Source organism: Nocardioides sp. AX2bis (assembly GCF_902506435.1).
Lineage (GTDB): Bacteria > Actinomycetota > Actinomycetes > Propionibacteriales > Nocardioidaceae > Nocardioides.
The window spans coordinates 1,176,266-1,196,512 of the sequence record NZ_LR733215.1 but is presented as its reverse complement, the minus strand read 5'-3'; the positions used below and the strand labels follow the sequence as shown (position 1 = coordinate 1,196,512).

The window sequence follows — 20,247 nt, the reverse complement described above, 5'->3', positions numbered from 1 at the left end:
CCCGCCGCCCGGGCCGGCCGGGCGGCCTCAGCGTGCGAGCAGGTGGAGCTGGGTGGCCAGCGGGAGGTACTCCGGGCGCGAGGCCACCGACCGCTCCAGCTCGAGCAGCGCGGTCGTCGCGCCGGGCTCGGCGTCGAGCAGCGCCCCGGGGACGAGGTCGGCGAAGACGCGCACGGCGTGCACCTGCCGGTCGGCGAACCCGGCCGCCGCGACGAGGTCGTCGAGCTCGTCGTGGGTGAAGCGGCGTCCGGCACGGTCGAGCGGGGCGCCCGGCTCCAGCGCCTCGCGCGCGGCGACGAAGTGCCCGGCCATCGCGCGGGCGAGCACCGCCGCGTGACGCTGGGCCACGAGCAGGCTGAGCGCGCCGCCCTCCCGCAGGACCGTGCGCAGCGTGGCCAGGGCCGCCGCCGGGTCGTCGACGACCTCGAGCACGCCGTGGCACAGCACGAGGTCGGCCCCGTCGGCACCGAGGACGTCCGGCGTCGTGGACAGGTCACCCTGGACCGCGGCGACCTCGACCCCGCGCTCGCGGGCGCGACGACCCAACGAGGCGAGGGCGTCGGGGCTGGGGTCGACCACCGTGACCCGGTGCCCACGCTCGGCGATGGCGACGGCCGAACCGCCGGTGCCGCCGCCGATGTCGAGCACGTCGAGGGGCCCGGCGTCCAGGACGGGCCGCAGCGCGTCCCACACCACGGCCGTGCGGATCGCGCTCCTGCGCTCGCTGGGTCGCTCCGTCGCCGGCATGACGCACACCCTAGGAGACCGCCGCACGATCCGCTCGGCTGCGCCCCGCGGGTCGGGCCCGACGACGCGACCGGACGTCGGGCGGCCGGGCGCCGGACGGCCGCAGCATCCCTGCTCACCCCGCGCGGCGGGTCGGGGCCGGCTGGCAGGCGGCCCACGACGACGGCACCCCGGCGTGCGGCACCAGGCCCAGCATCTCCTCCACCACCGCCAGGAACCGGTCGGCGTCCCGCACCAGGTCGTCGGCCTCGCGCTCGCCCACCGCGCGGGTGGAGCCGGCCTCGGCAGCGGCCCGCTTGCCGGCACCGGCGGCGAAGAAGGTCGCCCACTCGCCGAGCTCCGGGGCGACCTCGCCCAGCAGGACCCAGGCGTTCTTCTGCCGGCGCGCCCGGGCCGGCTCGGGCCGGGCGCGCGCGGCGAGCAGCGCTGCCGCTGCGCGCAGGGCGGCCACGTGGGCGCACGCGTAGCGCGTGGCCACGTCGGTGCTGCCGACCGCCTCGCTGAGGGACTCGGCGGACCGCCCGAGGTAGGAGTGCGTCGCGGCCGGCAGGCCCACCGGCCGCTCGACCACCGCGGTCCCCTGCCCCTGCCGCTGCCCCGCCCGGACCCCACGTCGTGCCGCCATGTCGTGCCTCCTCGCCGCCCGTCGAACACGTGTTCGAACGACTCGCACGCTACACCGCCGCGCCGACACCCCGTCAAGACCTGGCCGGACCCCGGGTGCTACGACGTGGCGACGGGCCTCTCGGAGGCGGCGACGCCGCGCAGGAAGCGTGAGACCGACGGGCGCCACAGTTCCACGAGCGTCGCGACCTCGACGACGAGGCCGACGACCGAGACCACCAGGAACGGCGCCGGGGGCGCGGTCCGCAGGGCGGCCACGGTGGCCAGCACCACGAAGGCCACGATCGCGGCCAGGCACCACCGCGCCCAGCCGTGCCCGGCCCGCAGGAAGGCCAGCATCAGCAGCGCGGAGCCCACGAAGGTCCCGCAGCACACGAGGGCGACCGGCACGAACGACAGCGGGGCGATGGTGCTGTCCGGTGGCTGGCCCGCGGTCCAGGCGTCCATCAGGGCCCCCCGCTCCACGACCACGAGGGCGGCGGTGAGCACGCCGACCACGACCTGGGCCCACACGCCGCGCGAGACCCAGGTCAGGGCCCGTGGCCGGGCCGGGCCGGTCGTCTCCGAGGTCGGCTCCGCTGCTGTCGTCACGTCGTGGTCTCCCGCCGGGGCCGCGCCCCCTGCTCCGCTGTGCCCCCGGCGCCACGGCCGGGTCCGCTGGTCGGTCCGGGACGACCCGTACGCCGCCCGTCTAGGGTCCGGGGCATGACGTCCGAGCATCCTGGTGTCACCCGGTTCCGTGCCGCGCACGCGGAGCGCGGCGGGACCGGTGAGGTGGTCATTCTGCCTGACGCCGCCCACACCGCCGTCCTCGCCGCGGCGGCGCTCGGCTGCGAGGTGGGCGCGATCGCCAACAGCCTGCTCTTCGAGGCCGACGGGCACCCGGTCCTGGTGCTGACCAGCGGAGCACATCGCGTCGACACCGAGGCGGTGGCCACCCGGATCGGCACCGGTCCGCTGCGACGTGCCTCCCCCGACCTCGTCCGGGCCGCGACGGGGCAGGTGATCGGGGGCGTCTCGCCCCTCGGCCACCCCGCTCCCGTGCCCACCTACGTCGACTCCTGGCTGCGCCGCCACCCCCGGGTCTGGGCCGCGGCCGGCCACCCGGCCGCGGTCTTCTCCACCGACGCCGACGAGCTGCTCGCGATGACCGGCGCCCGCGAGATCGACGTCGACCGACCGTCGGCCCAGCACCGGACCTAGGGTCGCGCCATGGCACGGGTGGTGGTGGTCGGGGGCGGGCTCGCGGGTCTGGCGGTCGCGCTGCGCCTGGCCAAGCAGGGCGAGGAGGTCACCCTCGTCGAGCGGTCGGGCTCGCTCGGCGGCGCCCTGCGTCCCGTCGAGGCCGACGGATGGTCGTGGGACGGCGCCGTCACCTGGACGATGCTGCCCGCGGTCCTGCGCGACCTGGTCCACAAGACCGGTCGTCCGCTCGAGCGCGAGCTGGACCTTCAGCCGCTGCCGGTGCTGCGCGAGCACCGCTTCGTCGACGGCACCGGCCTGCTGCTGCCCGGCGGGTCGCGACAGGCCCAGCGACGCGCGTTCGAGGAGCTCGGCACCGGCCTCGGCGACCAGTGGCTGGCCCACACCGACGCCTACGCCCCGGTCTGGGAGACCCTGCGCCACGGCTACCTCGAGCCGTGGGAGACCACCGACGACGGCCCCTCGGCCCGGGCCCGGGAGCTCCTCGTCTCGCGGGAGACGCTGCGGCGACGCCTGCGCGGGGCGCTGCGCGACGACCGGCTCGCCGACGTGGCGGCGTACCCGCTCGTGCTCGACGGCCACGCCCCGCGCGACGTGCCGGCCTGGGCCGGGGTCACCTCCTGGCTCGAGCAGTGCTTCGGCGGCTGGCGGGTCGCGGGCGGCACCGCCCGGCTGCTCGACCTGCTCGTGGGCCGGCTCGCCCTGCGCGGGGTCGCGGTGCACACCGGCACCGACGTGCTCGACGTCGTGGTGCGCAACGGTCGCGCCGCCGGCGTGGCCACCACCCTGGGCGTCCTCGACGCCGACGTGGTCGTCTGCGCCGTCGACCCGCGCCGCCTGCCGACCCTGGCACCGCTCGTGCGGGCCACCGTGCCGGCGCTCCCACCGGCCCTGACGCACGTCGGGCTCGACGACCCCCCACCGCTGGAGCACGAGGTCGTCCTCCACGGCGACCCCCTCGTCGTCGTCCGCCCCTCCGCGCCGGGCGCCTGGACCGTGCTGGGTCGCGGGCAGGGCGCCTCGGACCCCCTCGGCGACCTGGCGCGGGCCGGCATCGACGTGCGCGACCGGGTCGTCACCCGGGTCGACCGCTCCCCCCGCGCCCTCGTCGAGGAGTGGGGCGGCTCGCCGCTGGGCGTGCTGTGGCAGGGCCGGGGCACCGCCCGCCACCGGATCGGCCCCCGCACCCCGGTCCCGGGCCTGTACGCCGCCGGGGCCCACGCCGTCCCCGGCTCCGGGGTCCCGTTCGTCGGGATGTCGGCGGCCCTGGTGGTGCACGCCGTGCTGGCCGACCTCGGTCGGCCGGTCGAGCCGTGAGGTCCCGGCTCAGACGCGGACGTCGAGGGCGGAGAAGATCTCCAGCGTCGCCTTGGACCGGTTGAGCGTGTAGAAGTGCAGCCCGGGAGCGCCGCCGTCCAGCAGGTCGCGGCACAGCTCGGCGGCCATCGCGACGCCCTCGGCCCGCATCGCGGCGGCGTCGCCCGCGTGGGCGGAGATCCGGTCGACGACGTCGGCCGGCACCGTGGTGCCGATCAGCTCGCCCTGCTTCTCGATGTTGGCGAGGTTCAGGATCGGCATGATCCCGGGCAGCACCGGCAGGTCGCAGCCGCGGTCGCGGACCCGCTGCACGAGCGAGAAGTAGTCCTCGGCGCGGAAGAACATCTGCGTCACCGCCCACTCCGCGCCGGCGCGGGCCTTGGCCACCAGCACGTCCGCGTCGTGGTCGAGGGAGGCCGACGACGGGTGCTGCTCGGGGAAGGCGGCCACCCCGATCCGGAAGTCGCCACGTGCGCGGGCCAGCTCGACCAGCTCGGTGGCGTGGTCGAGACCGCCCGGGGTCGCGGTCCACGGGGCGCGCGGTCCCTCCTGCGGGTCCCCGCGCAGCGCGAGCACGTGGTGGACCCCGGCGGCGGCGTAGGTGTCGAGGATCGCCTCGAGCTCGGTGCGGGTGTGACCGACGCAGGTCAGGTGCGCGATCGGCACCATCGAGGTCTCGTGGGCGATCCGGCTGGTGATCCGCACGGTCGAGTCACGGCTCGAACCACCCGCGCCGTACGTCACGGAGACGAACGTGGGCCGGTACGGCTCCAGCTCGCTGATCGCCCGCCAGAGCTGCTCCTCGCCGGCCTCGTCCTTCGGCGGGTAGAACTCGAAGGAGAACGACCGCTCGCCCTCCGCGAACAGCTCGGCCATGTTGCGCCCACGCCCCGTCGACATGTCGTCGAGCGTAAGCGGGGCTCTCCCACCCCTCCCAATCCCGGCCCCGTCCGGCCCGCACCCGTCCACGCCCTAGCCTCGGGGACGTGAGCACCTCCCACGCCCCCTCCGCCCGGACGCCGTGGGACGCCACCGCCTTCCGCGCCGGCGTGCAGCACGCCCTCGACACGTTCCTCGACGAGCAGGCCGTCCGCCTGGCCCCGGTCGGCCCGGACGCGGACCTGCTGGTGGCGGAGGCGCGCCGGTTCGTCCGCGGCGGCAAGCGGCTGCGGGCCTCGTTCTGCTGGTGGGGCCACCTCGCCGTCGACCCCGCTCCGGCCGACGAGGCCGCGCTGCTGCGCGCCTGTGCCGCGCTGGAGCTGCTGCACGCCAGCGCCCTGCTCCACGACGACGTCCTGGACGCCTCCGACACCCGCCGCGGCTCCCCCACCACCCACCGGATGCTCGAGGCCCGGCACCGCGAGGCCGGGTGGACCGGCGGAGCGGCGGCGTACGGCGAGGCCGGCGCGATCCTGCTCGGCGACCTGGTGCTGAGCTGGGCCGACGAGCTGCTGCGCCGGTGCGGCCTGGCACCCGACCGGGTCGGGGCGGCGATGGCCGTCTACGACCACTGCCGCAGCGAGGTGATCGCCGGGCAGTTCCTCGACGTGTCGGTGCAGGCCCGCGGTCGCGCCGACGTCGACGCCGCGATGACCGTGCTGCGCTACAAGTCCGCGAAGTACTCCGTCGAGCGTCCGCTCCACATCGGGGCGGCGCTGGCCGGCGCCGGGCCGGACGTGCTGGCCGAGCTCTCCCGGTTCGGCCTGCCGCTCGGCGAGGCCTTCCAGCTGCGCGACGACCTCCTCGGGGTCCTCGGCGACCCCGCGGTCACCGGCAAGCCCGCGGGCGACGACCTGGTGGAGGGCAAGCGCACCGTGCTGGTGGCCCTGGCCCTCGACGGGGCCTCGCCGGCCGACCGCGCCCGCCTCGACGCGGCCCTCGGCACCCCGCTGGGGCCCGAGGACGTGGCCGACCTGCGCCGCATCATCGTCGGCTCCGGCGCCGCGGAGCAGGTGGAGGAGGTCATCGCCGCGCTCTCGCAGCGGGCCCAGGAGGCGCTGGACCGGGCGCCGCTCGACGAGCGTGCCCGCGCCGTGCTCGGCGACCTCGCGACCGCGGCCACCCAGCGCACCCTCTGAGGGTCAGCGCCGGCCCAGGTCGGGCAGGTCGAGGTCCGGCCCGTCGCCCAGCAGCAGCACGACGGTCGGTGCCTCGTCGTGGGCGGTGACCACCCGCAGCGCCCCCCGGGTGGCCCGGGGGTGCTCGGTCGCCAGGGCGGCCCAGTCGTCGCACACCAGCAGCAGCGGCGGGCGGGCCGGCAGCGCGCGCACCCGCTCCTCCAGGGCGTCCAGGTTGTGCCCGTGCAGCCCGGAGACCCCCAGAGCCTCGCCCAGGGCCGCGACCAGGTCCGCGCGCCCCTCGAGAGGTCCGGCGACGAGCCGGGTGACGCGCCACCCGGCCCGTCCGGCGACGCAGACCACGCGGGCGGCGTCGTACGACGCAGGCGCGGTGGGCCACCGGTAGGCACCGGGCCCCGTCACCCCGGCGAGGAGGTCGGCGAGCACGGTCATCGTCGCGCCGTCACGAGATGATGCGCTCGAAGGAGTCGTAGTGGTCGGCGGTCCAGAACAGCTCGTCCGGCTCCCCCGCCACGACACGTCGCGCCCCGCGGTCCGAGGAGCCGGGCGTCGGCACGGTGTACTCGGTGTAGTAGCCGTCCTCGCGGTCCGGCAGGAACCCCTCCCGGTTGTAGAAGGTGCCCCCGTCCTCGTCCTCGGGGTACGGCCCGCCCGCGCCGATCAGCGCCACGGTCTCGGCGGCCTCGGGGGGGAGCTCGTCGAGGGAGACCCAGGTCAGCCCGGTCTCGGGATCCACCTCGCCGCTCACGGGGTCGGTCGCGGCGCCGTCGTCGCCGCCGTCGGCGGTCGAGGAGAACCCCGGCGGCGTGCCGCCCCCGGTCGGGGTCCCGGGGTCGCCGCCGCTGACGAACCAGACGCCGACGACGACGCCGACCACCAGCAGGATCGCCAGCAGACCGGAGGGGTTCGGCTTCCACCCGGGCTCGCGGGGCGGGGCTGGCATCACCACGGGGAGGTCCTAGAAGGCCATCGCCTGGGCACGCCGCTTGGCCTCCGAGCCGCGGTTCTCGCGCAGCGCGTCGATCGGGCGGCCCGGCAGGTCCAGGTCGAGGAAGAGCCAGGCGATCGACTCGCGGTCGTCGTACCCGCCGTCGTGGAGCACGGTGAGGATCCCCGGGAGGCCCTTGACCGGCAGCTTCTCCACGTCGTCGACGAAGTCGGCGGGGACCTGCTGACCGGTGCCGGGCACGGGGACGGCTGCGGCGAGCTCGTGGTCGCGGATCATCGTGCGGACCTTCGCGACCGTGACGCCCAGGCGCTCGGCGACCTGCGCCCAGGTGAGCCAGGCGGGCACGAGCGCCGCCAGGTCCTGGTCGGCGAGGCGGACGGGGGTGGGCTCGCTCATGGCCGCATCGTCTCACCAGCGACGGTCACCCGCCACGCCGGGAGCAGGCGTGGCCCGGGCCCGCAGGACCGGGCGACCTACGATGTGGGTCCCGGGCCCTCCCCGCCCGGACGCAGGAGGCCCACCCGTGCACACCGACCAGTCGGGACCCGCGCCGGCGCGCCGGCCCCGGCCGGGACCCGGTGCCGGACCCGTCGACCCCTTGCACGGCCGGATCCTCGACGGGCGCTACCGGGTCGGGCCGACCATCGCCCGCGGCGGCATGGCCACCGTCTACGAGGCCGTCGACCTGCGGCTGGACCGGACCGTCGCCGTCAAGGTCATGCACCCGCACCTCGTCGGGCACGCCCACGGGGGCGCCGGGCCGGACGACCCCCACGACGTGGCGATGCGCTTCGTCCGGGAGGCCCGCGCCGCGGCCCGGCTCTCCCACCCCCACGTCGTGGCGGTCTACGACCAGGGCGACGACGACGGCGTGGTCTTCCTGGCCCTGGAGATGGTGCGCGGCGGGACGCTCCGCGACGTGCTGGCCGCCGAGGCGCCGATGCCGCCGGGTCGCGCGCTGGCCCTGCTGGAGCCAGTGCTCTCGGCGCTGGCGGCCGCCCACCGCGCCGGGCTCGTCCACCGCGACGTCAAGCCGGAGAACGTGCTGATCGCCGAGGACGGCACCGTCAAGGTCGCTGACTTCGGGCTGGCCCGCGCCGTCGGCGCCGACACCCGCCACACCGCCACCCAGGGCGTGCTGATCGGCACCGTGTCCTACCTGGCCCCGGAGCTGGTCGTCGAGGGCCGCGGCGACGCCCGTGCCGACGTGTACGCCGCCGGCGTCGTGCTCTACGAGATGCTGACCGGCGCCAAGCCGCACGAGGGCGAGAGCCCGATCCACGTCGCCTACCAGCACGTCCACGCCGACGTCCCCGCACCGAGCGCCCGGGTCCCGGGCCTGCCGGCCTACGTCGACGCCCTGGTCGCGCGGGCCACCGCCCGCGACCGCGCCCAGCGCCCGGCCGACGCCGACGTGCTCCTGCGCCAGGTGCGCCGGGTGGCCCAGGCCGTGGCCGACGGCGTCCCGGAGGACCCCGAGCTGGTGCTGGACCTGCGCCCCTCCCCGCTGCCGGTCGCGGCGCCCGAGGACCCGGAGGACACCCCGGCGGCGGAGGACTCCGCGGGCACCGGCCCCGGCCCCGTGGCGCCCCGTGCGGCGGTGGTCGAGCACACGACGGCGTACGACGCCCGCGCCGCGGGCGCTCCTCCGGCTCCCCCTGCCCGGGCGGCAGCCCGCGCGACCCCGGCGGCACCCGCACGCCGTCGGCGCGGACTGCTCCTGGTGCTCGGGCTGGTCCTGGCCCTCGTCGTCGTGGGTGGCGGCTACTGGGCCGGGTGGGGGCGCTACACCGCCGCGCCCGCGGTGCTCGGCGTCGGCGTCGCGACGGCCGAGGATCGGCTGGCCTCCGCGGGCCTCGAGCTCGACGTCGTGCAGGAGTCGTTCTCCGAGACGGTGCCGGCCGGGCGCGTGATCAGCACCGACCCCGGCCCGGGCGACCGGGTGCTGCCCGGCGCCAGCGTCGAGGCCGTGGTCTCGCTGGGCCAGGAGCGCTACGACGTGCCGGCGCTGGCCGGGCGCGGGGTCGACGAGGCCCAGGACGCCCTGCTGGGGCTGAACCTCGACCCGGACGACACCGTCGAGCGGTGGTCCGAGGAGGCGCCCGAGGGCACCGTGGTCGCGACCCGTCCCGCCGCCGGCACCACGCTGCGCTCCGGCTCCCCGGTCGACCTCGTCGTCAGCCGCGGTCCCCGACCCCGGCAGGTCGGCGACTGGGTCGGGCAGGACTACGACACCGCCGCCGCGGCACTGGGCGAGCGGGGCCTGCAACCGGTGGTGGGGGGCGAGGCCTTCGACGACACGGTGCCCGAGGGGTCCGTCATCTCGCAGGAGCCGACGGGGGGCACCCTGTTCCGGGGCGGCACTGTCACCTTCACCGTGTCCCAGGGCCCCGAGCTGGTCGCCGTCCCCGGGGTCCTGGCCGCCGGGATCGACTCGGCCACCGACACCCTGGAGGCCGCCGGCTTCGAGGTGCGGATCGCCAACGACGACTCCTTCGTCGGCCTCGGCTTCGTGGTCGGCTCCGACCCGGGCGAGGGCGAGATGGTCCCCCGCGGCAGCACGATCACGCTCTACGTGGTCTGAGCGGGCATCCCGCCCGGGGACGTCATACGCGTGGTGGACCCGTGTCCACGGGACGGATGACGTCCCGGGGACGGATGACGTACCGCCGCGCGGCGCGGGCTACGGGGACCCGACCCACTCCTCGGTGCCGTCGCCGAAGGCCTGGTGCTTCCAGATCGGCACCTCGTCCTTGAGGGTGTCGATCAGGTCGCGGGAGGCGTCGAAGGCCACGCCGCGATGGGCCGACGCGGTGGCCACCACGACGGCGAGGTCGCCGATGGCCAGCGTGCCGACCCGGTGCACGGCGGCCAGGCCCTGCACGTCGTGGCGCGCGGCCACGCGGTCGCAGACGTCCTGCAACCGGCCGAGGGCGCTGGGGTGGGCGGAGTAGTCCAGCCCATCGACGCCCTTGCCGCCGTCGTGGTCGCGGACCCGGCCGACGAAGAGCGTCAGCCCGCCCGACGAGTCGTCGCCGAGGGCGTCGACGACCTCGAGGACGTCGAGGGGGGTCTCGCGGATGTCGACGAGCCGGACGGCGGGATGAGGCACGGGCGCAGCATAGGAGACCGCTGGCGCCGCGGCGTAGCCTGGAGCCATGAGCGACAAGCCAGGCGACCCGTCCGACGAGGGCCCCGAGCAGGGCCAGAACCCCTTCAAGGGCACCCCGTTCGAGCAGCTGTTCTCCGCATTCGGTGGAGGCGCCGCATTCGGAGGTGGCGGGGCCGGTGGCGCCGGTGGCGCGGCGGGCTTCCCCGGGCTGCCGGGCATGGGTGGCCCCGGCGGTTTCGACCTGAGCCAGGTGCTGGGTCAGATCCAGTCCCTGATGCAGCCCTACGACGGCCCGCTGAACTGGGAGGTCGCCGCCGACCTGGCCCGCAAGCAGGCGGCCTCCTCCCCCGACCCGACCCCGACCCGCAAGCAGGGCGACGCGGTGGCCGACGCGGTCCGCCTCGCCGACCACTGGCTGGACACCACGACCGACCTCCCCTCGGGCGTCACGTCCACCGCGGCCTGGAGCCGCGCCGAGTGGGTGGTCCACACCCTCGACGGCTGGAAGGTCCTCGTCGACCCCGTCGCCGAGCGCTCGTCCTCCGGCCTGGCCTCGGCGCTGCCCGAGGAGGCCCGCGCCGCCGCCGGGCCGATCCTCGGCTTCCTCGGCAAGGCCGTCGGCGCGATGCTCGCCACCCAGGTCGGCTCCGGCCTGGGTGCGCTGGCCGGTGAGGTGCTCAGCGTGTCGGAGGCCGGCGTACCCCTCGGGGAGCCCGGCCGCGCCGCGCTCGTACCGGCCAACGTCGCCGTCTTCGCCGAGGGCCTCGACGTCGGCGAGGACGACGTGCTGCTCTACCTCGCGCTGCGCGAGGCCGCCCACCAGCGCCTCTTCGCGAACGTCCCGTGGCTGCGCGAGCACGTGGTCGGTGCGGTCACCGACTACGCCCGCGGCCTGGAGGTCAACGCCGAGGGCATGCAGCAGCGGATGCAGGAGCAGCTGCAGGGCATCGACCCCTCGAACCCGGAGTCGTTGCAGCAGCTGATGGAGGGCGGGCTCTTCGACGTGCCGAAGTCCCCCGCGCAGGAGAAGGCGCTGGAGCGGCTCGAGGTCGTCCTCGCCCTGGTCGAGGGCTGGGTCGACGAGGTCGTCGACCAGGCCACCGCCGAGCGGATGCCCTCGGCCGGCAAGCTGCAGGAGGCCTTCCGCCGTCGCCGCGCGACGGGTGGCCCCGCGGAGCAGGCCTTCGCCGCGCTGGTCGGCCTGGAGCTGCGCCCGCGCCGGCTCCGCGACGCCTCGACCCTGTGGGGCTCGCTGCGCGCCCGCCAGGGCGTCGAGGCGCGCGACGGGGTGTGGACCCACCCGGACCTGCTGCCCACCGCCGCCGACCTCGACGACCCGCTGGGCTTCCGCGAGGACGCCGCCGCCCCCGAGGCGCTGTCGGAGGACGACTTCGACGCCGAGCTCCGCCGCCTGCTCGACGGACCCGGGGACGCCGCACCCGGGGACGCCGCGCCCGAGGACGACGGCCCCGCCGCGCCCACGACGTGAGCCTGCACGCCGACGCCCTGGCCTCGTTGGAGGCCTGGGCGGCGCCCGACGACGCCCAGGAGGCGGCGCGGGCGCGGTACGCCGCCCACCTGCGCGACCACCCCGACGGCCTCGACCGGGCCTGCCGGCCCGATCACCTCACGGCCAGCACGCTGGTGCTGGACCACGACCGCACCCACGTGCTGCTGACCTTGCACGCGAAGGCGCGGCGCTGGTTCCAGCTCGGGGGCCACTGCGAGCCGGGTGACCAGACGCTGGCCGGGGCCGCGCTGCGGGAGGCCGCGGAGGAGTCCGGTCTCGCCGACCTCGACCTCGACCCCGTCCCGCTCGCGCTCGACGAGCACGAGGTGCCCTTCTGCGGGCCGGCGCCCGGGGTGGAGCCCGACGGCCTGCTCGTGCACCACCTCGACGTGAGGTACGTCGCCGTCGCCCCGGCCGGGGCCACCCACGCGCTGAGCGAGGAGTCCCTCGACCTGCGGTGGTGGCCGGTCGACGGCCTCCCACCCGGCGCCGAGGAGCTGGCCCCCGTCGTACGGCGCGCCGTCGCGCGGGCAGTCGCCCGGGATCAGTCCACGTGGTCCGGGGGCGGTGGCTCGACCCGGGCCGCAGCCGACCAGCCGAGCAGGTAGCCCTTGGCCTTCTCGGCGTGGGGGTAGGTGTCGACCCAGGCCCAGAAGCGCTCGTCGTGCCCCGGCTCGAGCAGGTGCGCGAGCTCGTGGACGAGGACGTAGTCGACGACCCACGACGGCATGCCCTGCAACCGCGAGGAGAGCCGGATGCTCCGGTCGCCCGGGGTGCAGGAGCCCCAGCGCGACTGCTGGTTGTCGACCCACCGCACCGAGCCGGGAGCGGCCATGCCGCCCAGCCAGCGGTCGCTGAGCAACGTGGCCCGCTCGGCCAGGTCGTCGTCGGACCACGCGGACCGCCGCTCGGCGCGGCGCACGCGGGCCACCATCTCGCGCACCCACCGACGCTCCTCGCCACGGCTCATCCCGGCGGGGACGAGCACCACGATCCGGTCGCCGTCGCGACGGGCGGAGACCGTACGGCGACGCCGCGTGGAGCGGCGGATCTCGACCTCGGGCTCGCCACCGGCCGGGTCGTCGGCGTCGGCGAGCCTGCTCACAGCGGTGAATCTAGTGGTTGGCCCACGCCAGGAGGCGCTCCCGCGGCCAGGTGTTGACGATCCGTTCCGCCTCGATGCCCGCAGCCTCGGCCCGCTCGCAGCCCAGGACGGGGAAGTCGAGCTGCCCCGGGGCGTGGGCGTCGCTGTCGATCGAGAACAGGCAACCGGCGTCGCGGGCCTGCTCCAGCAGCCGGGTCGGCGGGTCCCGGCGCTCGGGCCGGGAGTTGATCTCGACCGCGACGCCCTCCTCGGCGCAGGCGGCGAAGACCGCTGCCGCGTCGAACCGGGACTCGGCGCGCGTGCCGCGGCCGCCGGTGACCAGGCGACCGGTGCAGTGGCCGAGCACGTTGCTGCGCGGGTGCCGGACGGCGGCGACCATCCGCCGGGTCATCGCGTCCGCGTCCATCGCCAGCTTGGAGTGCACGCTGGCGACCCGCAGGTCGAGGCGGGAGAGCATCTCGTCGGTCTGGTCGAGGCCGCCGTCGTCGAGGACGTCGACCTCGATGCCCTTGAGGAGCGTGAAGTCGTGCCCCCCGGAGGCCAGGTGGTCGTTGACCGCGTCGACGACGTCGAGCTGCCGGGCCAGCCGCTCCGGGCTCAGTCCCCGAGCGACCTTGAGCCGTGGCGAGTGGTCGGTCAGCACGAGGTAGTCGTGGCCGAGCTCGAGCGCGGTGAAGGCCATCTCCTCGATCGGCGAGCCGCCGTCGGACCAGTCGGAGTGGGAGTGCAGGTCGCCACGCAGCGCCGCCCGCAGCTCCTGCCCCCCGCCGGTCAGCGGTCCGCCGTGCTCCTCCTCGGCCCGCGCGAGCCGCTCGGGCAGGACCCCGCGGACCGCGTCCGCGACGACCTTCGCCGAGCTGGCACCGACCCCGGGCAGATCGGTCAACGACCCCTCGTCGACCGCCCGGACCAGCTCGTCGGCGGACAGCGTGAGCACCGCGGCGGCCGCCCCACGGAACGCCTTGACCTTGTAGGTGTCCTCCCGCGCGCGCTCCAGGAGGAAGGCGATCCGGCGCAGCGCCGTCACCGGCCCCCCGTCGTACGCGGCCCCGGTGCCCGCCATCTGCTCACCTTCCGTCGTCCACACCCTGTGGAGGACGATCCTCGCAGGTCATGCATGGCGTGCCCGCCTCCCTCCGGGCGTTCGTGCACAGGTTCCTCCCCAGCCCCTCCACCGATCCGCGGCCGGACGCACACCCTTGTCCACAACCCCGTCCACAACCCTGCCCCCAGGACCGGCCGGAACCGTTGACCGACGTCGGCGCGGGGTCCTACGGTCGGGGCAGACGGGGCCTCCGCGCCACCGACCACCGCGGACTTGGGGAAGGCTCGCGGTGCCAGGTGGCCGGGGGCCTCCTCGTACGCCCGGGAGCCCCTGTCCCCCGGTCGCCGGCCATGCCGACGACGACACGCGCTCGTGCGGTGTCCCGGGGCCGGGCCTGCGCCGTGCCCTAGGCTCCGGGCACCGTCCGGAGGCACCCGCCCCGGACACCCACGGGCCAGGACCGACGGCGACGTCGTGACGACCGCCCGGCACCGACCAAGGAGTCCGTCATGGCCGAGACCTGGAGCGGCGAGTTCTACTGCGTGAAGTGCAAGGAGAAGCGCGAGGCCGAGGGCGAGGTGCGCGTGAACGACAAGGGCACCCGGATGGCCAAGGCCCAGTGCCCGGTCTGCAGCACCAACCTCAACCGGATCCTCGGCCGGGCCTGACCGACCGGGCCTGACGCGACCGGGCCTGAGGCGGCCGGGCCTGTGGATCGCGGCCGCCGCGACCCTCCCGGCCGTGCCAGGCTCGCGGCATGCCCGACGTCGCACGCCACCCGTCATGGTCGCGGCTGCGACCGGGCGCCCCGGTCCTGCTCCGTGACGCCGGGCTGCTCCAGGTGGGGCTGGACCCGCCCTCACTCGCCCTGCTCGCCGACACCCCGGCCGTGCGCGCGCTGCTGGCCCGGCTGCGGACCGGGTGCCCGGAACCCGCGCTCGGGCCGGGGGCGGACCCCGACCAGGTGACCGCCTGGCAGCGGCTCCACCAGGCGCTGCTGCTCGTGCCGGACCCTGGAGGCGAGACCGGGGCGAGCGGCCCGGGCACGTTCACCGCCACCGCCGCCTGGGCCGGCCCCCGGGCCGCCGAGCGCCTGGCCGCCCGCAGCAGCACCCTGGTCCGGGTGGTCGGGCCGGCCGCCCTCGTGGAACCCGTCACCCGGCTCGGGGTGATCGGTGGGCTGCGGATCGACGCCGCCGACGGCTCGCCACAGGGCGACGAGCCCGGCCTGGTGGTCGTCCTGCACGAGGGCGAGGCCCGGCGCCGGCAGCACGACGACCTGCAGGCGGCCGGTCTGCCGCACCTCCCGGTGTGGTGGCGCGGTGGCCTCCCGCACGTCGGCCCGCTGGTGGTGCCGGGGGTGACGGCGTGCCTGCGGTGCCTGGACGCCCAGGAGTCGGAGGCCGACCCCCGGCGCCCGCTCCTGGTCGAGCAGGCGGGCCGCGAGCCCGCCCCGCCGCACGACCCGGTGCTGCTCGCCCTGGCCGTGGCGTGGACCGTCCGGGAGGCGCAGCGCTGGGCGGAGGGCGCCACCCCCACCAGCTGGTCCGCCACGGTGCGCCTGGGCCCCGACGGCCCTCCCGAGGTCACCCGGTGGGCGCGGCACCCGTACTGCGGCTGCGCGTGGGACGCACCGGCCGCCTGAGCCCCACCTGCCTGCCCCAGCAGTCTCACCTGTCCCGGGAACCGCCCATCCAGTACGCCCCGGGCGCGGCCGACCCGCTCAGGTCACCGGTCGGCCGCGCCTCACCAGTGCTCGGGGTCGAGCTTGGCCTCCATCGCGCGCAGGTGCACCCGCGCGCAGGGACCGCAGCAGCGGTGCGGACGCCCGCGCTCCACGGCCGTCGTCCAGGTGAGCAGCACCGCGGGGTCGCTCTCGGTACGGCCGCACAGGTCGCAGGTCGACACGCTGGAGGGCTCGCCGCTCATCGGTCCAGCGTAGGTCGTCCCGGTCCCGGGCGAGGGGCAGCAGACGCAGCAGGACCCGGGACGACGACGTCGTCCCGGGTCCTGGTCCCTGGTCCTTCTCCTGGTGCCTAGAGGGCACGGGCGAGGGCGAGCCGGGCCTGCTGCGCGGCCCGCTCGGCCTTGCGGCTCAGGCGGCGGGCCCGCGCGAGCTGGCTGCCCGCGCGCAGCTGCTGCGCCTCTCCCTGACGTGCGGCCATCCGGGCCCGCGCGAGGTCTTCGTGCATGAGGTTCATCGTGGTGCTCCTGGTCGTGTCGGTGGGGTCTGCTGAAGGGTGGGCGGGCTGCCGTACGGGCCGCCCTGGTCCCGCCGGCACGGCGGGGGTCAGGCGACCGCGTCCTTGCGCGGCCGACCGCGGGGGCGCTTGCGGGGGATCACTGCTCCCTGCAGGAACAGCTCTCCTCCCCAGACGCCCCAGGGCTCGCCCCGGTCGAGCGCGCCGTCGAGGCACAGGCTGCGGACCGGGCAGTCCTGGCACAGCGCCTTGGCGTCCTCGACATCGCTGGGCGACTCGGCGAACCACAGCTCCGGGTCGTAGACCCGGCACGGCAGCGTCTCTCGCTCCGCCTGGTCGGCGCTCTCGTGGAGCATGCCCAGGGTGGGTTCGAGGGTGCTGGTGGTCATGGGGCCACCTCTCTCGGTGTGTCCTTCGACGAATGGGTGAACTGGTCCGGCGTGGTGCGCCGGGGGCGGGAGGGGCCGAAGGCCTCTGCGTCGGGACCCGGTCGGGTCCGAGGGACAGAAAAGGCCGCGGATCCCGGTGTGGGGATCCGCGGCCTGGAGGTGCCGAGCTGAGGTGGACTCAGGTCGGTGGGCTCCAGGCAGAGATCCCCGCAAAACCGGTGGCGTCGGCGCCGAGACGGACGTGTCCTGCGGACATGGCCTTGATCGGGGCGACGGCACGCTCGCGGGCGGCCGGCTCGGTGATGACCGCAGACGGGTAGGCGGCGACGACGCAGGTGGGCACGTCGATGCGCGCGGCATCCGCGGCCGCGGTGATCGTGGTGAGGTTGATCGTCATCGTGTGGCACCTCCTCGTGTGCGTCGTGCGCCGGGCTCGTCAGGCCCGTGGTGCGCGGTGGTCCTGCCTCGACCGAGGCAGTGCGTGCACGCTATCGCCGTGCGTTCGGCACGGGCAACCGAATTAACGGCCGTCGTCCAGGGACCGGTCCACCGGACGGACGCCCGGCACCCTCCCCCACAGCCCTGACCTGCGACGATGGCGCCGAGAACTGGTCTGGACCAGTGCTCGACATCGTCCGGCTCCCCGGTCCCGGGCGGGGGTCAGCCGACCAGGCCGAGGACGTCCTCGCCGTAGCGCTCGATCTTCGCCGGACCGACACCGCTGATCGCGCCCAGCGCCTGGGGCGTGCGCGGCCGGTGCTCGGCGATGAGCTCGAGGGTCGCGTCGGTGAAGACCACGAACGCCGGCACCTCGTCGGCCGAGGACCGCTGCTTGCGCCACGCGCGCAGCCGGTCGTACAGCTCCTCGTCGTAGGCGACCGGGCAGTCGGCGCAGCGGCCGCGCTTCTTCTCCGCCGCCGAGCCCAGGGGGGTGCCGCAGGTGCGGCAGGTGACCGCCTTGCGCCGGGTACGGCCCGGCGCCGCGGCCCGTGCGGTCTCCTCGGGCAGCAGGGCGTCGAGGAACCGCGACGGCTTGCGCTGCCCGCGGCCGCCGGGCTGTCGCGCCGCGGCCCAGGACACGGCCAGCTCGCGGCGGGCACGGGTCATCCCGACGTAGAGCAACCGGCGCTCCTCCTCGATGGCCTCCGGGGTGTCGGCGTAGGTGATCGGCAGCGTGCCGTCGTGCACGCCGGCGCAGAAGACGACGTCCCACTCCAGGCCCTTGGCGGCGTGGAAGGTGGACAGCGTCACGCCCTCGGCGGTCGGTGCGTGCTGCTCGGAGGCGCGTCGGTCGAGGTCGGCGACGAACAGCGACAGGTCGGCCGTCGGCTCCTCGGCCACCAGCGCGGCGGCCTGGTCGACCAGGGCCTGCCACGACTCCCAGCGGTCGCGGGTCTGCCCGCGGGCGGTCGGTGCCTCCGGGGACCAGCCCATGCCGGCCAGGGTGGCGCGCACCAGGTCGACCAGCTCGCCGTCGTCCTCCCCGCCGCGGGCGGCGCCGCGCAGCCGGGTCACCGCCTCGCGGACCTCGGCGCGGTCGAAGAACCGGCCGGCGCCGCGCACGACGTACGGGACCCCGCGCGAGGCCAGGGCCTCCTCGTAGGCCTCGGACTGGGCGTTGATGCGGAACAGCACCGCCACCTCGGAGAGCGCCTGGCCCTCGGCGCGCAGGGCGGCGACCCGCGCGGCGATCCGCTCCGCCTCGGCGACCTCGTCGGGACTGCCCTCGTAGTGGACCTCGGGCCCCGCGGGGCGCTGGGCACGCAGCTCGACGCTGCGGCTGGGGGTGCCGCGCAGCAGCTCGTTGGCCGCCGTCACCACCTGGGGCGTCGAGCGGTAGTTGCGCACCAGCTCGACCGCGGTCGCGGTGGGGTGCTTGCGGGTGAAGTCGCGCAGGTAGGAGGCGTCGGCACCGGCGAAGGAGTAGATGGTCTGGGCGGGGTCGCCGACCACGCAGATCTCGTCGCGCCCCCCGAGCCAGAGGTCGAGCAGCGCGGACTGCAGCGGCGAGACGTCCTGGAACTCGTCGACGACGAAGAACTTGTACTGCTGGCGCACCTGGGCGGCCACCCGCTCGTCCTCGGCGAGCAGGCCGGCGTCGAGCAGCAGCACGTCCTCCATGTCCATCACGCCCTGGTCGCGCTTGACCTCCTCGTAGGCGCCGAGCACGCGGGCCACGGTCTCGGCGTCGACACCGTTGACGTCGCGCCGCCGGGCCGGGGCGATCCGGGGGTAGTCGTCGGGGTGGACGTTGCTGACCTTGGCCCACTCGACCTCCCCGGCGAGGTCGCGGAGCAGCGCCTGGTCGGGACGGAGCCGCTGCCGACGCGCCGCGGTCGCCACGAGGCCGAGCTTCGAGTCGACCAGCCGGGGCAGCTCGGTGCCGCGCACGTGGGGCCAGAAGTAGCGCAGCTGGCGCAGCGCGGCGGAGTGGAAGGTGCGGGCCTGGACGCTGCCGGCGCCGAGGGCGCGCAGTCGTCCGCGCATCTCCCCCGCCGCCCGGGTGGTGAAGGTCACCGCCAGCACCTCGGTCGGGGCGTAGACGCCGGTCGCGACGCCGTGCGCGATCCGGTGGGTGATCGCGCGGGTCTTGCCGGTCCCGGCCCCGGCGAGCACCCGGACCGGGCCGCGCAGGGTCTCGGCGACGCGTCGCTGCTCGGGGTCGAGCGCGTCGAGCAGCGCGCTCACGGCGTGATCACTGGTGGGTCCTCCCCGGGGAACATCTGCTGGTCGACGGTGGTTCGACCGGTGTAGATCCCGACCCTAGACCGCGGAGGCGACACCCCCGATGAGCACCTTCACCATGTACAGCACCCCCTGGTGCGGCTACTGCCACCGGCTCAAGAGCCAGCTCGACCGCGAGGGCATCGCCTTCGACATGGTCGACATCGAGCAGGAGCCGTCGGCGGTGCAGATCGTGGAGACGGCCAACAACGGCAACCAGACCGTGCCGACGCTCGTCTACAGCGACGGCTCGTCGCAGACCAACCCGTCGCTGGCCCAGGTCAAGGAGAAGCTGGCCAGCCTGGCCTGAGTCACCAGGAGCCCGGCAGCGGCCCGCCGTACCAGCCCTCGATCAGCGCCCGGCTGATCGAGATCGGGCCCGGGAGCACCACCCGGCCGGCCTCGGCCTCGGTGCGGAGCTCCTCGCGGGTGAACCACCGCGCGTCCTCGATCTCGTCCGCGTCCACGACGATCTCGGTCGACGTCGCCCGTGCGACGAAGCCGAGCATCAGGCTGGCCGGCAGCGGCCAGGGCTGGTTGCCGACGTAGGTGACCTCGTCGACGGTGATCCCGACCTCCTCGGCGACCTCGCGGCGCACGGCGTCCTCGAGGGTCTCGCCGGGCTCGCAGAAGCCGGCGAGCGTCGAGTAGCGGCCCTCGGGCCACACCGACTGGTGGCCGAGCAGGCAGCGCTCGTCGGCACTGCCGGGCTCGCCGCTGGTGACGGTCATGATCACCGCGGGATCGGTGCGCGGGAACTGGCGCCGCCCGCAGCGGGGACACTGGAGCTCGTGGCCGGCGGCCACCGGCTCCAGGCCGGCGCCGCACCGCGGGCAGAACCGGGTGGACGCCATCCACTCGGCCAGGCCGAGGGCGTGGAAGAGCATCGGGGCGTCGTCGGAGGCCTCGTCGGACAGCACCGGGAGCAGGTCCCGCAGGGCCAGCCACCCCTCCTCGTCCCGGGCCTGCTGCGAGGGTGCGACCACCGCGGCGTACGTCGTGCCGGCCCGCTCCCCGAGCAGGACCCGGACGCCCTCGGGTGCCTCGCCGGGCGCCACCCACGCCGGTCGACCCGCGACGGGACGCACCCGGGTGCCCGAGACGACCAGGACGCGGGTAGCCGGGTCCTCCCAGCGCTCGGCGAGCCAGGCCTCGTCGCGGCGCCGGACACCCTGCCGGTCGTGGGGGTCGGCGGCCATCTGCTCGTAGGCGTGGATCACGCCGGAGAGGCTAGTCCGCCGTC

25 protein-coding genes are annotated in these 20,247 nt (G+C 75.9%); 9 read left to right on the top strand and 16 right to left on the bottom strand.

Features of this window, described 5'->3' with window-relative positions; genetic code table 11:
• Positions 1-27 precede the first annotated feature (27 nt).
• The 3 genes from GV155_RS05710 to GV155_RS05700 all read right to left on the bottom strand — a co-directional run bounded on the left by GV155_RS05710 (position 28) and on the right by GV155_RS05700 (position 1,962).
• Positions 28-747 carry a methyltransferase domain-containing protein gene (locus GV155_RS05710; RefSeq protein WP_160006058.1) on the bottom strand — a complete coding sequence of 240 codons (720 nt, stop codon included), beginning with the start codon at positions 745-747 and terminating at the stop codon, positions 28-30.
• 115 nt (positions 748-862) lie between these two features.
• Positions 863-1,372: an SAV_6107 family HEPN domain-containing protein gene (locus GV155_RS05705; protein ID WP_160006056.1), complete on the bottom strand. Its 510-nt coding sequence runs from the start codon at positions 1,370-1,372 to the stop codon at positions 863-865.
• Between the two features lie 98 nt (positions 1,373-1,470).
• Positions 1,471-1,962: a hypothetical protein gene (locus GV155_RS05700; protein WP_160006054.1), complete on the bottom strand. Its 492-nt coding sequence runs from the start codon at positions 1,960-1,962 to the stop codon at positions 1,471-1,473.
• A 114-nt stretch (positions 1,963-2,076) separates the two neighbouring features.
• On the opposite strand from GV155_RS05700, the gene GV155_RS05695 reads away from it, so the two are divergent.
• The gene (locus GV155_RS05695) at positions 2,077-2,574 is read left to right on the top strand and encodes a YbaK/EbsC family protein (RefSeq protein ID WP_160006052.1); all 498 of its coding nucleotides are present in this window, start codon (positions 2,077-2,079) and stop codon (positions 2,572-2,574) included.
• A gap of 9 nt (positions 2,575-2,583) precedes the next feature.
• Complete coding sequence (locus tag GV155_RS05690) at positions 2,584-3,891, top strand: phytoene desaturase family protein (RefSeq protein WP_160006050.1); 1,308 nt, start codon at positions 2,584-2,586, stop codon at positions 3,889-3,891.
• A gap of 9 nt (positions 3,892-3,900) precedes the next feature.
• Here GV155_RS05690 and metF read toward each other — a convergent pair whose 3' ends face one another.
• Positions 3,901-4,791 carry a methylenetetrahydrofolate reductase [NAD(P)H] gene (gene metF / locus GV155_RS05685; protein ID WP_160006048.1) on the bottom strand — a complete coding sequence of 297 codons (891 nt, stop codon included), beginning with the start codon at positions 4,789-4,791 and terminating at the stop codon, positions 3,901-3,903.
• An 86-nt stretch (positions 4,792-4,877) separates the two neighbouring features.
• Between metF and GV155_RS05680 the strand changes: the two genes are divergently transcribed.
• On the top strand, positions 4,878-5,969 hold the full coding sequence (locus GV155_RS05680) for a polyprenyl synthetase family protein (protein ID WP_160006046.1): 1,092 nt from the start codon (positions 4,878-4,880) through the stop codon (positions 5,967-5,969).
• 3 nt (positions 5,970-5,972) lie between these two features.
• Here the strand turns inward: GV155_RS05680 and GV155_RS05675 are convergent, their stop codons facing one another.
• The 3 genes from GV155_RS05675 to GV155_RS05665 are packed head-to-tail and all read right to left on the bottom strand — an operon-like array spanning position 5,973 to position 7,314.
• A complete protein-coding gene (locus GV155_RS05675) occupies positions 5,973-6,401 on the bottom strand; it encodes a barstar family protein (protein WP_160006044.1) in 429 nt (142 codons plus the stop codon).
• A gap of 10 nt (positions 6,402-6,411) precedes the next feature.
• A complete protein-coding gene (locus GV155_RS05670) occupies positions 6,412-6,912 on the bottom strand; it encodes a ribonuclease domain-containing protein (RefSeq protein ID WP_160010885.1) in 501 nt (166 codons plus the stop codon).
• 15 nt (positions 6,913-6,927) lie between these two features.
• Positions 6,928-7,314 carry an Rv2175c family DNA-binding protein gene (locus GV155_RS05665; protein ID WP_160006042.1) on the bottom strand — a complete coding sequence of 129 codons (387 nt, stop codon included), beginning with the start codon at positions 7,312-7,314 and terminating at the stop codon, positions 6,928-6,930.
• Between the two features lie 127 nt (positions 7,315-7,441).
• On the opposite strand from GV155_RS05665, the gene pknB reads away from it, so the two are divergent.
• The gene (pknB, locus tag GV155_RS05660; protein ID WP_236554041.1) at positions 7,442-9,502 is read left to right on the top strand and encodes a Stk1 family PASTA domain-containing Ser/Thr kinase; all 2,061 of its coding nucleotides are present in this window, start codon (positions 7,442-7,444) and stop codon (positions 9,500-9,502) included.
• A gap of 99 nt (positions 9,503-9,601) precedes the next feature.
• On the opposite strand, the gene GV155_RS05655 is transcribed toward pknB, so the two are convergent.
• On the bottom strand, positions 9,602-10,030 hold the full coding sequence (locus GV155_RS05655) for a molybdenum cofactor biosynthesis protein MoaE (protein WP_442938821.1): 429 nt from the start codon (positions 10,028-10,030) through the stop codon (positions 9,602-9,604).
• 46 nt (positions 10,031-10,076) lie between these two features.
• Here GV155_RS05655 and GV155_RS05650 point away from each other — a divergent pair, with 46 nt between their 5' ends.
• Positions 10,077-11,519 (top strand): zinc-dependent metalloprotease, encoded by a 1,443-nt coding sequence (locus GV155_RS05650; protein WP_160006038.1) that lies wholly within the window; start codon positions 10,077-10,079, stop codon positions 11,517-11,519.
• Positions 11,516-12,148, top strand: coding sequence for an NUDIX hydrolase (locus GV155_RS05645; protein WP_160006036.1), 633 nt, complete (start codon positions 11,516-11,518; stop codon positions 12,146-12,148). The genes GV155_RS05650 and GV155_RS05645 overlap by 4 nt, the downstream gene beginning before the upstream one ends.
• Here the strand turns inward: GV155_RS05645 and GV155_RS05640 are convergent.
• Both GV155_RS05640 and GV155_RS05635 read right to left on the bottom strand, forming a co-directional pair.
• Entirely contained in the window at positions 12,085-12,645 is a 561-nt protein-coding gene (locus GV155_RS05640) for a M48 metallopeptidase family protein (protein ID WP_236554040.1), read from the bottom strand. The two genes, GV155_RS05645 and GV155_RS05640, sit on opposite strands and share 64 nt — an antisense overlap.
• Before the next feature lie 10 nt (positions 12,646-12,655).
• Positions 12,656-13,708 (bottom strand): PHP domain-containing protein, encoded by a 1,053-nt coding sequence (locus GV155_RS05635; RefSeq protein WP_160006034.1) that lies wholly within the window; start codon positions 13,706-13,708, stop codon positions 12,656-12,658.
• Between the two features lie 491 nt (positions 13,709-14,199).
• Here GV155_RS05635 and GV155_RS20410 point away from each other — a divergent pair, with 491 nt between their 5' ends.
• Together GV155_RS20410 and GV155_RS05630 are read left to right on the top strand one after the other, a co-directional pair.
• Positions 14,200-14,358: a DUF5679 domain-containing protein gene (locus tag GV155_RS20410; RefSeq protein ID WP_201300072.1), complete on the top strand. Its 159-nt coding sequence runs from the start codon at positions 14,200-14,202 to the stop codon at positions 14,356-14,358.
• Positions 14,359-14,447: 89 nt separating this feature from the next.
• On the top strand, positions 14,448-15,335 hold the full coding sequence (locus tag GV155_RS05630) for a hypothetical protein (RefSeq protein WP_160006032.1): 888 nt from the start codon (positions 14,448-14,450) through the stop codon (positions 15,333-15,335).
• 101 nt (positions 15,336-15,436) lie between these two features.
• Here the strand turns inward: GV155_RS05630 and GV155_RS05625 are convergent, their stop codons facing one another.
• From GV155_RS05625 to GV155_RS05610, 5 genes are all read right to left on the bottom strand, one after another.
• The gene (locus GV155_RS05625; RefSeq protein ID WP_160006030.1) at positions 15,437-15,619 is read right to left on the bottom strand and encodes a hypothetical protein; all 183 of its coding nucleotides are present in this window, start codon (positions 15,617-15,619) and stop codon (positions 15,437-15,439) included.
• A gap of 107 nt (positions 15,620-15,726) precedes the next feature.
• Positions 15,727-15,891, bottom strand: coding sequence for a hypothetical protein (locus GV155_RS20405; RefSeq protein WP_201300071.1), 165 nt, complete (start codon positions 15,889-15,891; stop codon positions 15,727-15,729).
• Between the two features lie 89 nt (positions 15,892-15,980).
• Entirely contained in the window at positions 15,981-16,280 is a 300-nt protein-coding gene (locus tag GV155_RS05620; RefSeq protein WP_160006028.1) for a WhiB family transcriptional regulator, read from the bottom strand.
• Positions 16,281-16,458: 178 nt separating this feature from the next.
• On the bottom strand, positions 16,459-16,677 hold the full coding sequence (locus tag GV155_RS05615) for a hypothetical protein (RefSeq protein WP_160006026.1): 219 nt from the start codon (positions 16,675-16,677) through the stop codon (positions 16,459-16,461).
• Positions 16,678-16,940: 263 nt separating this feature from the next.
• Positions 16,941-18,968, bottom strand: coding sequence for an ATP-dependent DNA helicase UvrD2 (locus GV155_RS05610; protein WP_160006024.1), 2,028 nt, complete (start codon positions 18,966-18,968; stop codon positions 16,941-16,943).
• A 100-nt stretch (positions 18,969-19,068) separates the two neighbouring features.
• Between GV155_RS05610 and GV155_RS05605 the strand changes: the two genes are divergently transcribed.
• Positions 19,069-19,314 carry a mycoredoxin gene (locus GV155_RS05605; protein WP_160006022.1) on the top strand — a complete coding sequence of 82 codons (246 nt, stop codon included), beginning with the start codon at positions 19,069-19,071 and terminating at the stop codon, positions 19,312-19,314.
• A gap of 1 nt (position 19,315) precedes the next feature.
• Here GV155_RS05605 and nudC read toward each other — a convergent pair whose 3' ends face one another.
• Complete coding sequence (nudC, locus tag GV155_RS05600; RefSeq protein ID WP_201300070.1) at positions 19,316-20,224, bottom strand: NAD(+) diphosphatase; 909 nt, start codon at positions 20,222-20,224, stop codon at positions 19,316-19,318.
• Positions 20,225-20,247: the final 23 nt, after the last annotated feature.

Bases quoted from the DNA above. Each gene is read 5' to 3' on its own strand.
- GV155_RS05665 (WP_160006042.1), bottom strand. From the start codon at position 7,314: ATGAGCGAGCCCACCCCCGTCCGCCTCGCCGACCAGGACCTGGCGGCG.
- GV155_RS05675 (WP_160006044.1), bottom strand. From the start codon at position 6,401: ATGACCGTGCTCGCCGACCTCCTCGCCGGGGTGACGGGGCCCGGTGCC.
- GV155_RS05690 (WP_160006050.1), top strand. From the start codon at position 2,584: ATGGCACGGGTGGTGGTGGTCGGGGGCGGGCTCGCGGGTCTGGCGGTC.
- GV155_RS05630 (WP_160006032.1), top strand. From the start codon at position 14,448: ATGCCCGACGTCGCACGCCACCCGTCATGGTCGCGGCTGCGACCGGGC.
- GV155_RS05605 (WP_160006022.1), top strand. From the start codon at position 19,069: ATGAGCACCTTCACCATGTACAGCACCCCCTGGTGCGGCTACTGCCAC.
- GV155_RS05615 (WP_160006026.1), bottom strand. From the start codon at position 16,677: ATGACGATCAACCTCACCACGATCACCGCGGCCGCGGATGCCGCGCGC.
- GV155_RS05705 (WP_160006056.1), bottom strand. From the start codon at position 1,372: ATGGCGGCACGACGTGGGGTCCGGGCGGGGCAGCGGCAGGGGCAGGGG.
- GV155_RS05650 (WP_160006038.1), top strand. From the start codon at position 10,077: ATGAGCGACAAGCCAGGCGACCCGTCCGACGAGGGCCCCGAGCAGGGC.
- GV155_RS05695 (WP_160006052.1), top strand. From the start codon at position 2,077: ATGACGTCCGAGCATCCTGGTGTCACCCGGTTCCGTGCCGCGCACGCG.
- GV155_RS20405 (WP_201300071.1), bottom strand. From the start codon at position 15,891: ATGAACCTCATGCACGAAGACCTCGCGCGGGCCCGGATGGCCGCACGT.
- GV155_RS20410 (WP_201300072.1), top strand. From the start codon at position 14,200: ATGGCCGAGACCTGGAGCGGCGAGTTCTACTGCGTGAAGTGCAAGGAG.
- GV155_RS05620 (WP_160006028.1), bottom strand. From the start codon at position 16,280: ATGACCACCAGCACCCTCGAACCCACCCTGGGCATGCTCCACGAGAGC.
- metF (WP_160006048.1), bottom strand. From the start codon at position 4,791: ATGTCGACGGGGCGTGGGCGCAACATGGCCGAGCTGTTCGCGGAGGGC.
- GV155_RS05635 (WP_160006034.1), bottom strand. From the start codon at position 13,708: ATGGCGGGCACCGGGGCCGCGTACGACGGGGGGCCGGTGACGGCGCTG.
- GV155_RS05710 (WP_160006058.1), bottom strand. From the start codon at position 747: ATGCCGGCGACGGAGCGACCCAGCGAGCGCAGGAGCGCGATCCGCACG.
- GV155_RS05625 (WP_160006030.1), bottom strand. From the start codon at position 15,619: ATGAGCGGCGAGCCCTCCAGCGTGTCGACCTGCGACCTGTGCGGCCGT.
- GV155_RS05670 (WP_160010885.1), bottom strand. From the start codon at position 6,912: ATGCCAGCCCCGCCCCGCGAGCCCGGGTGGAAGCCGAACCCCTCCGGT.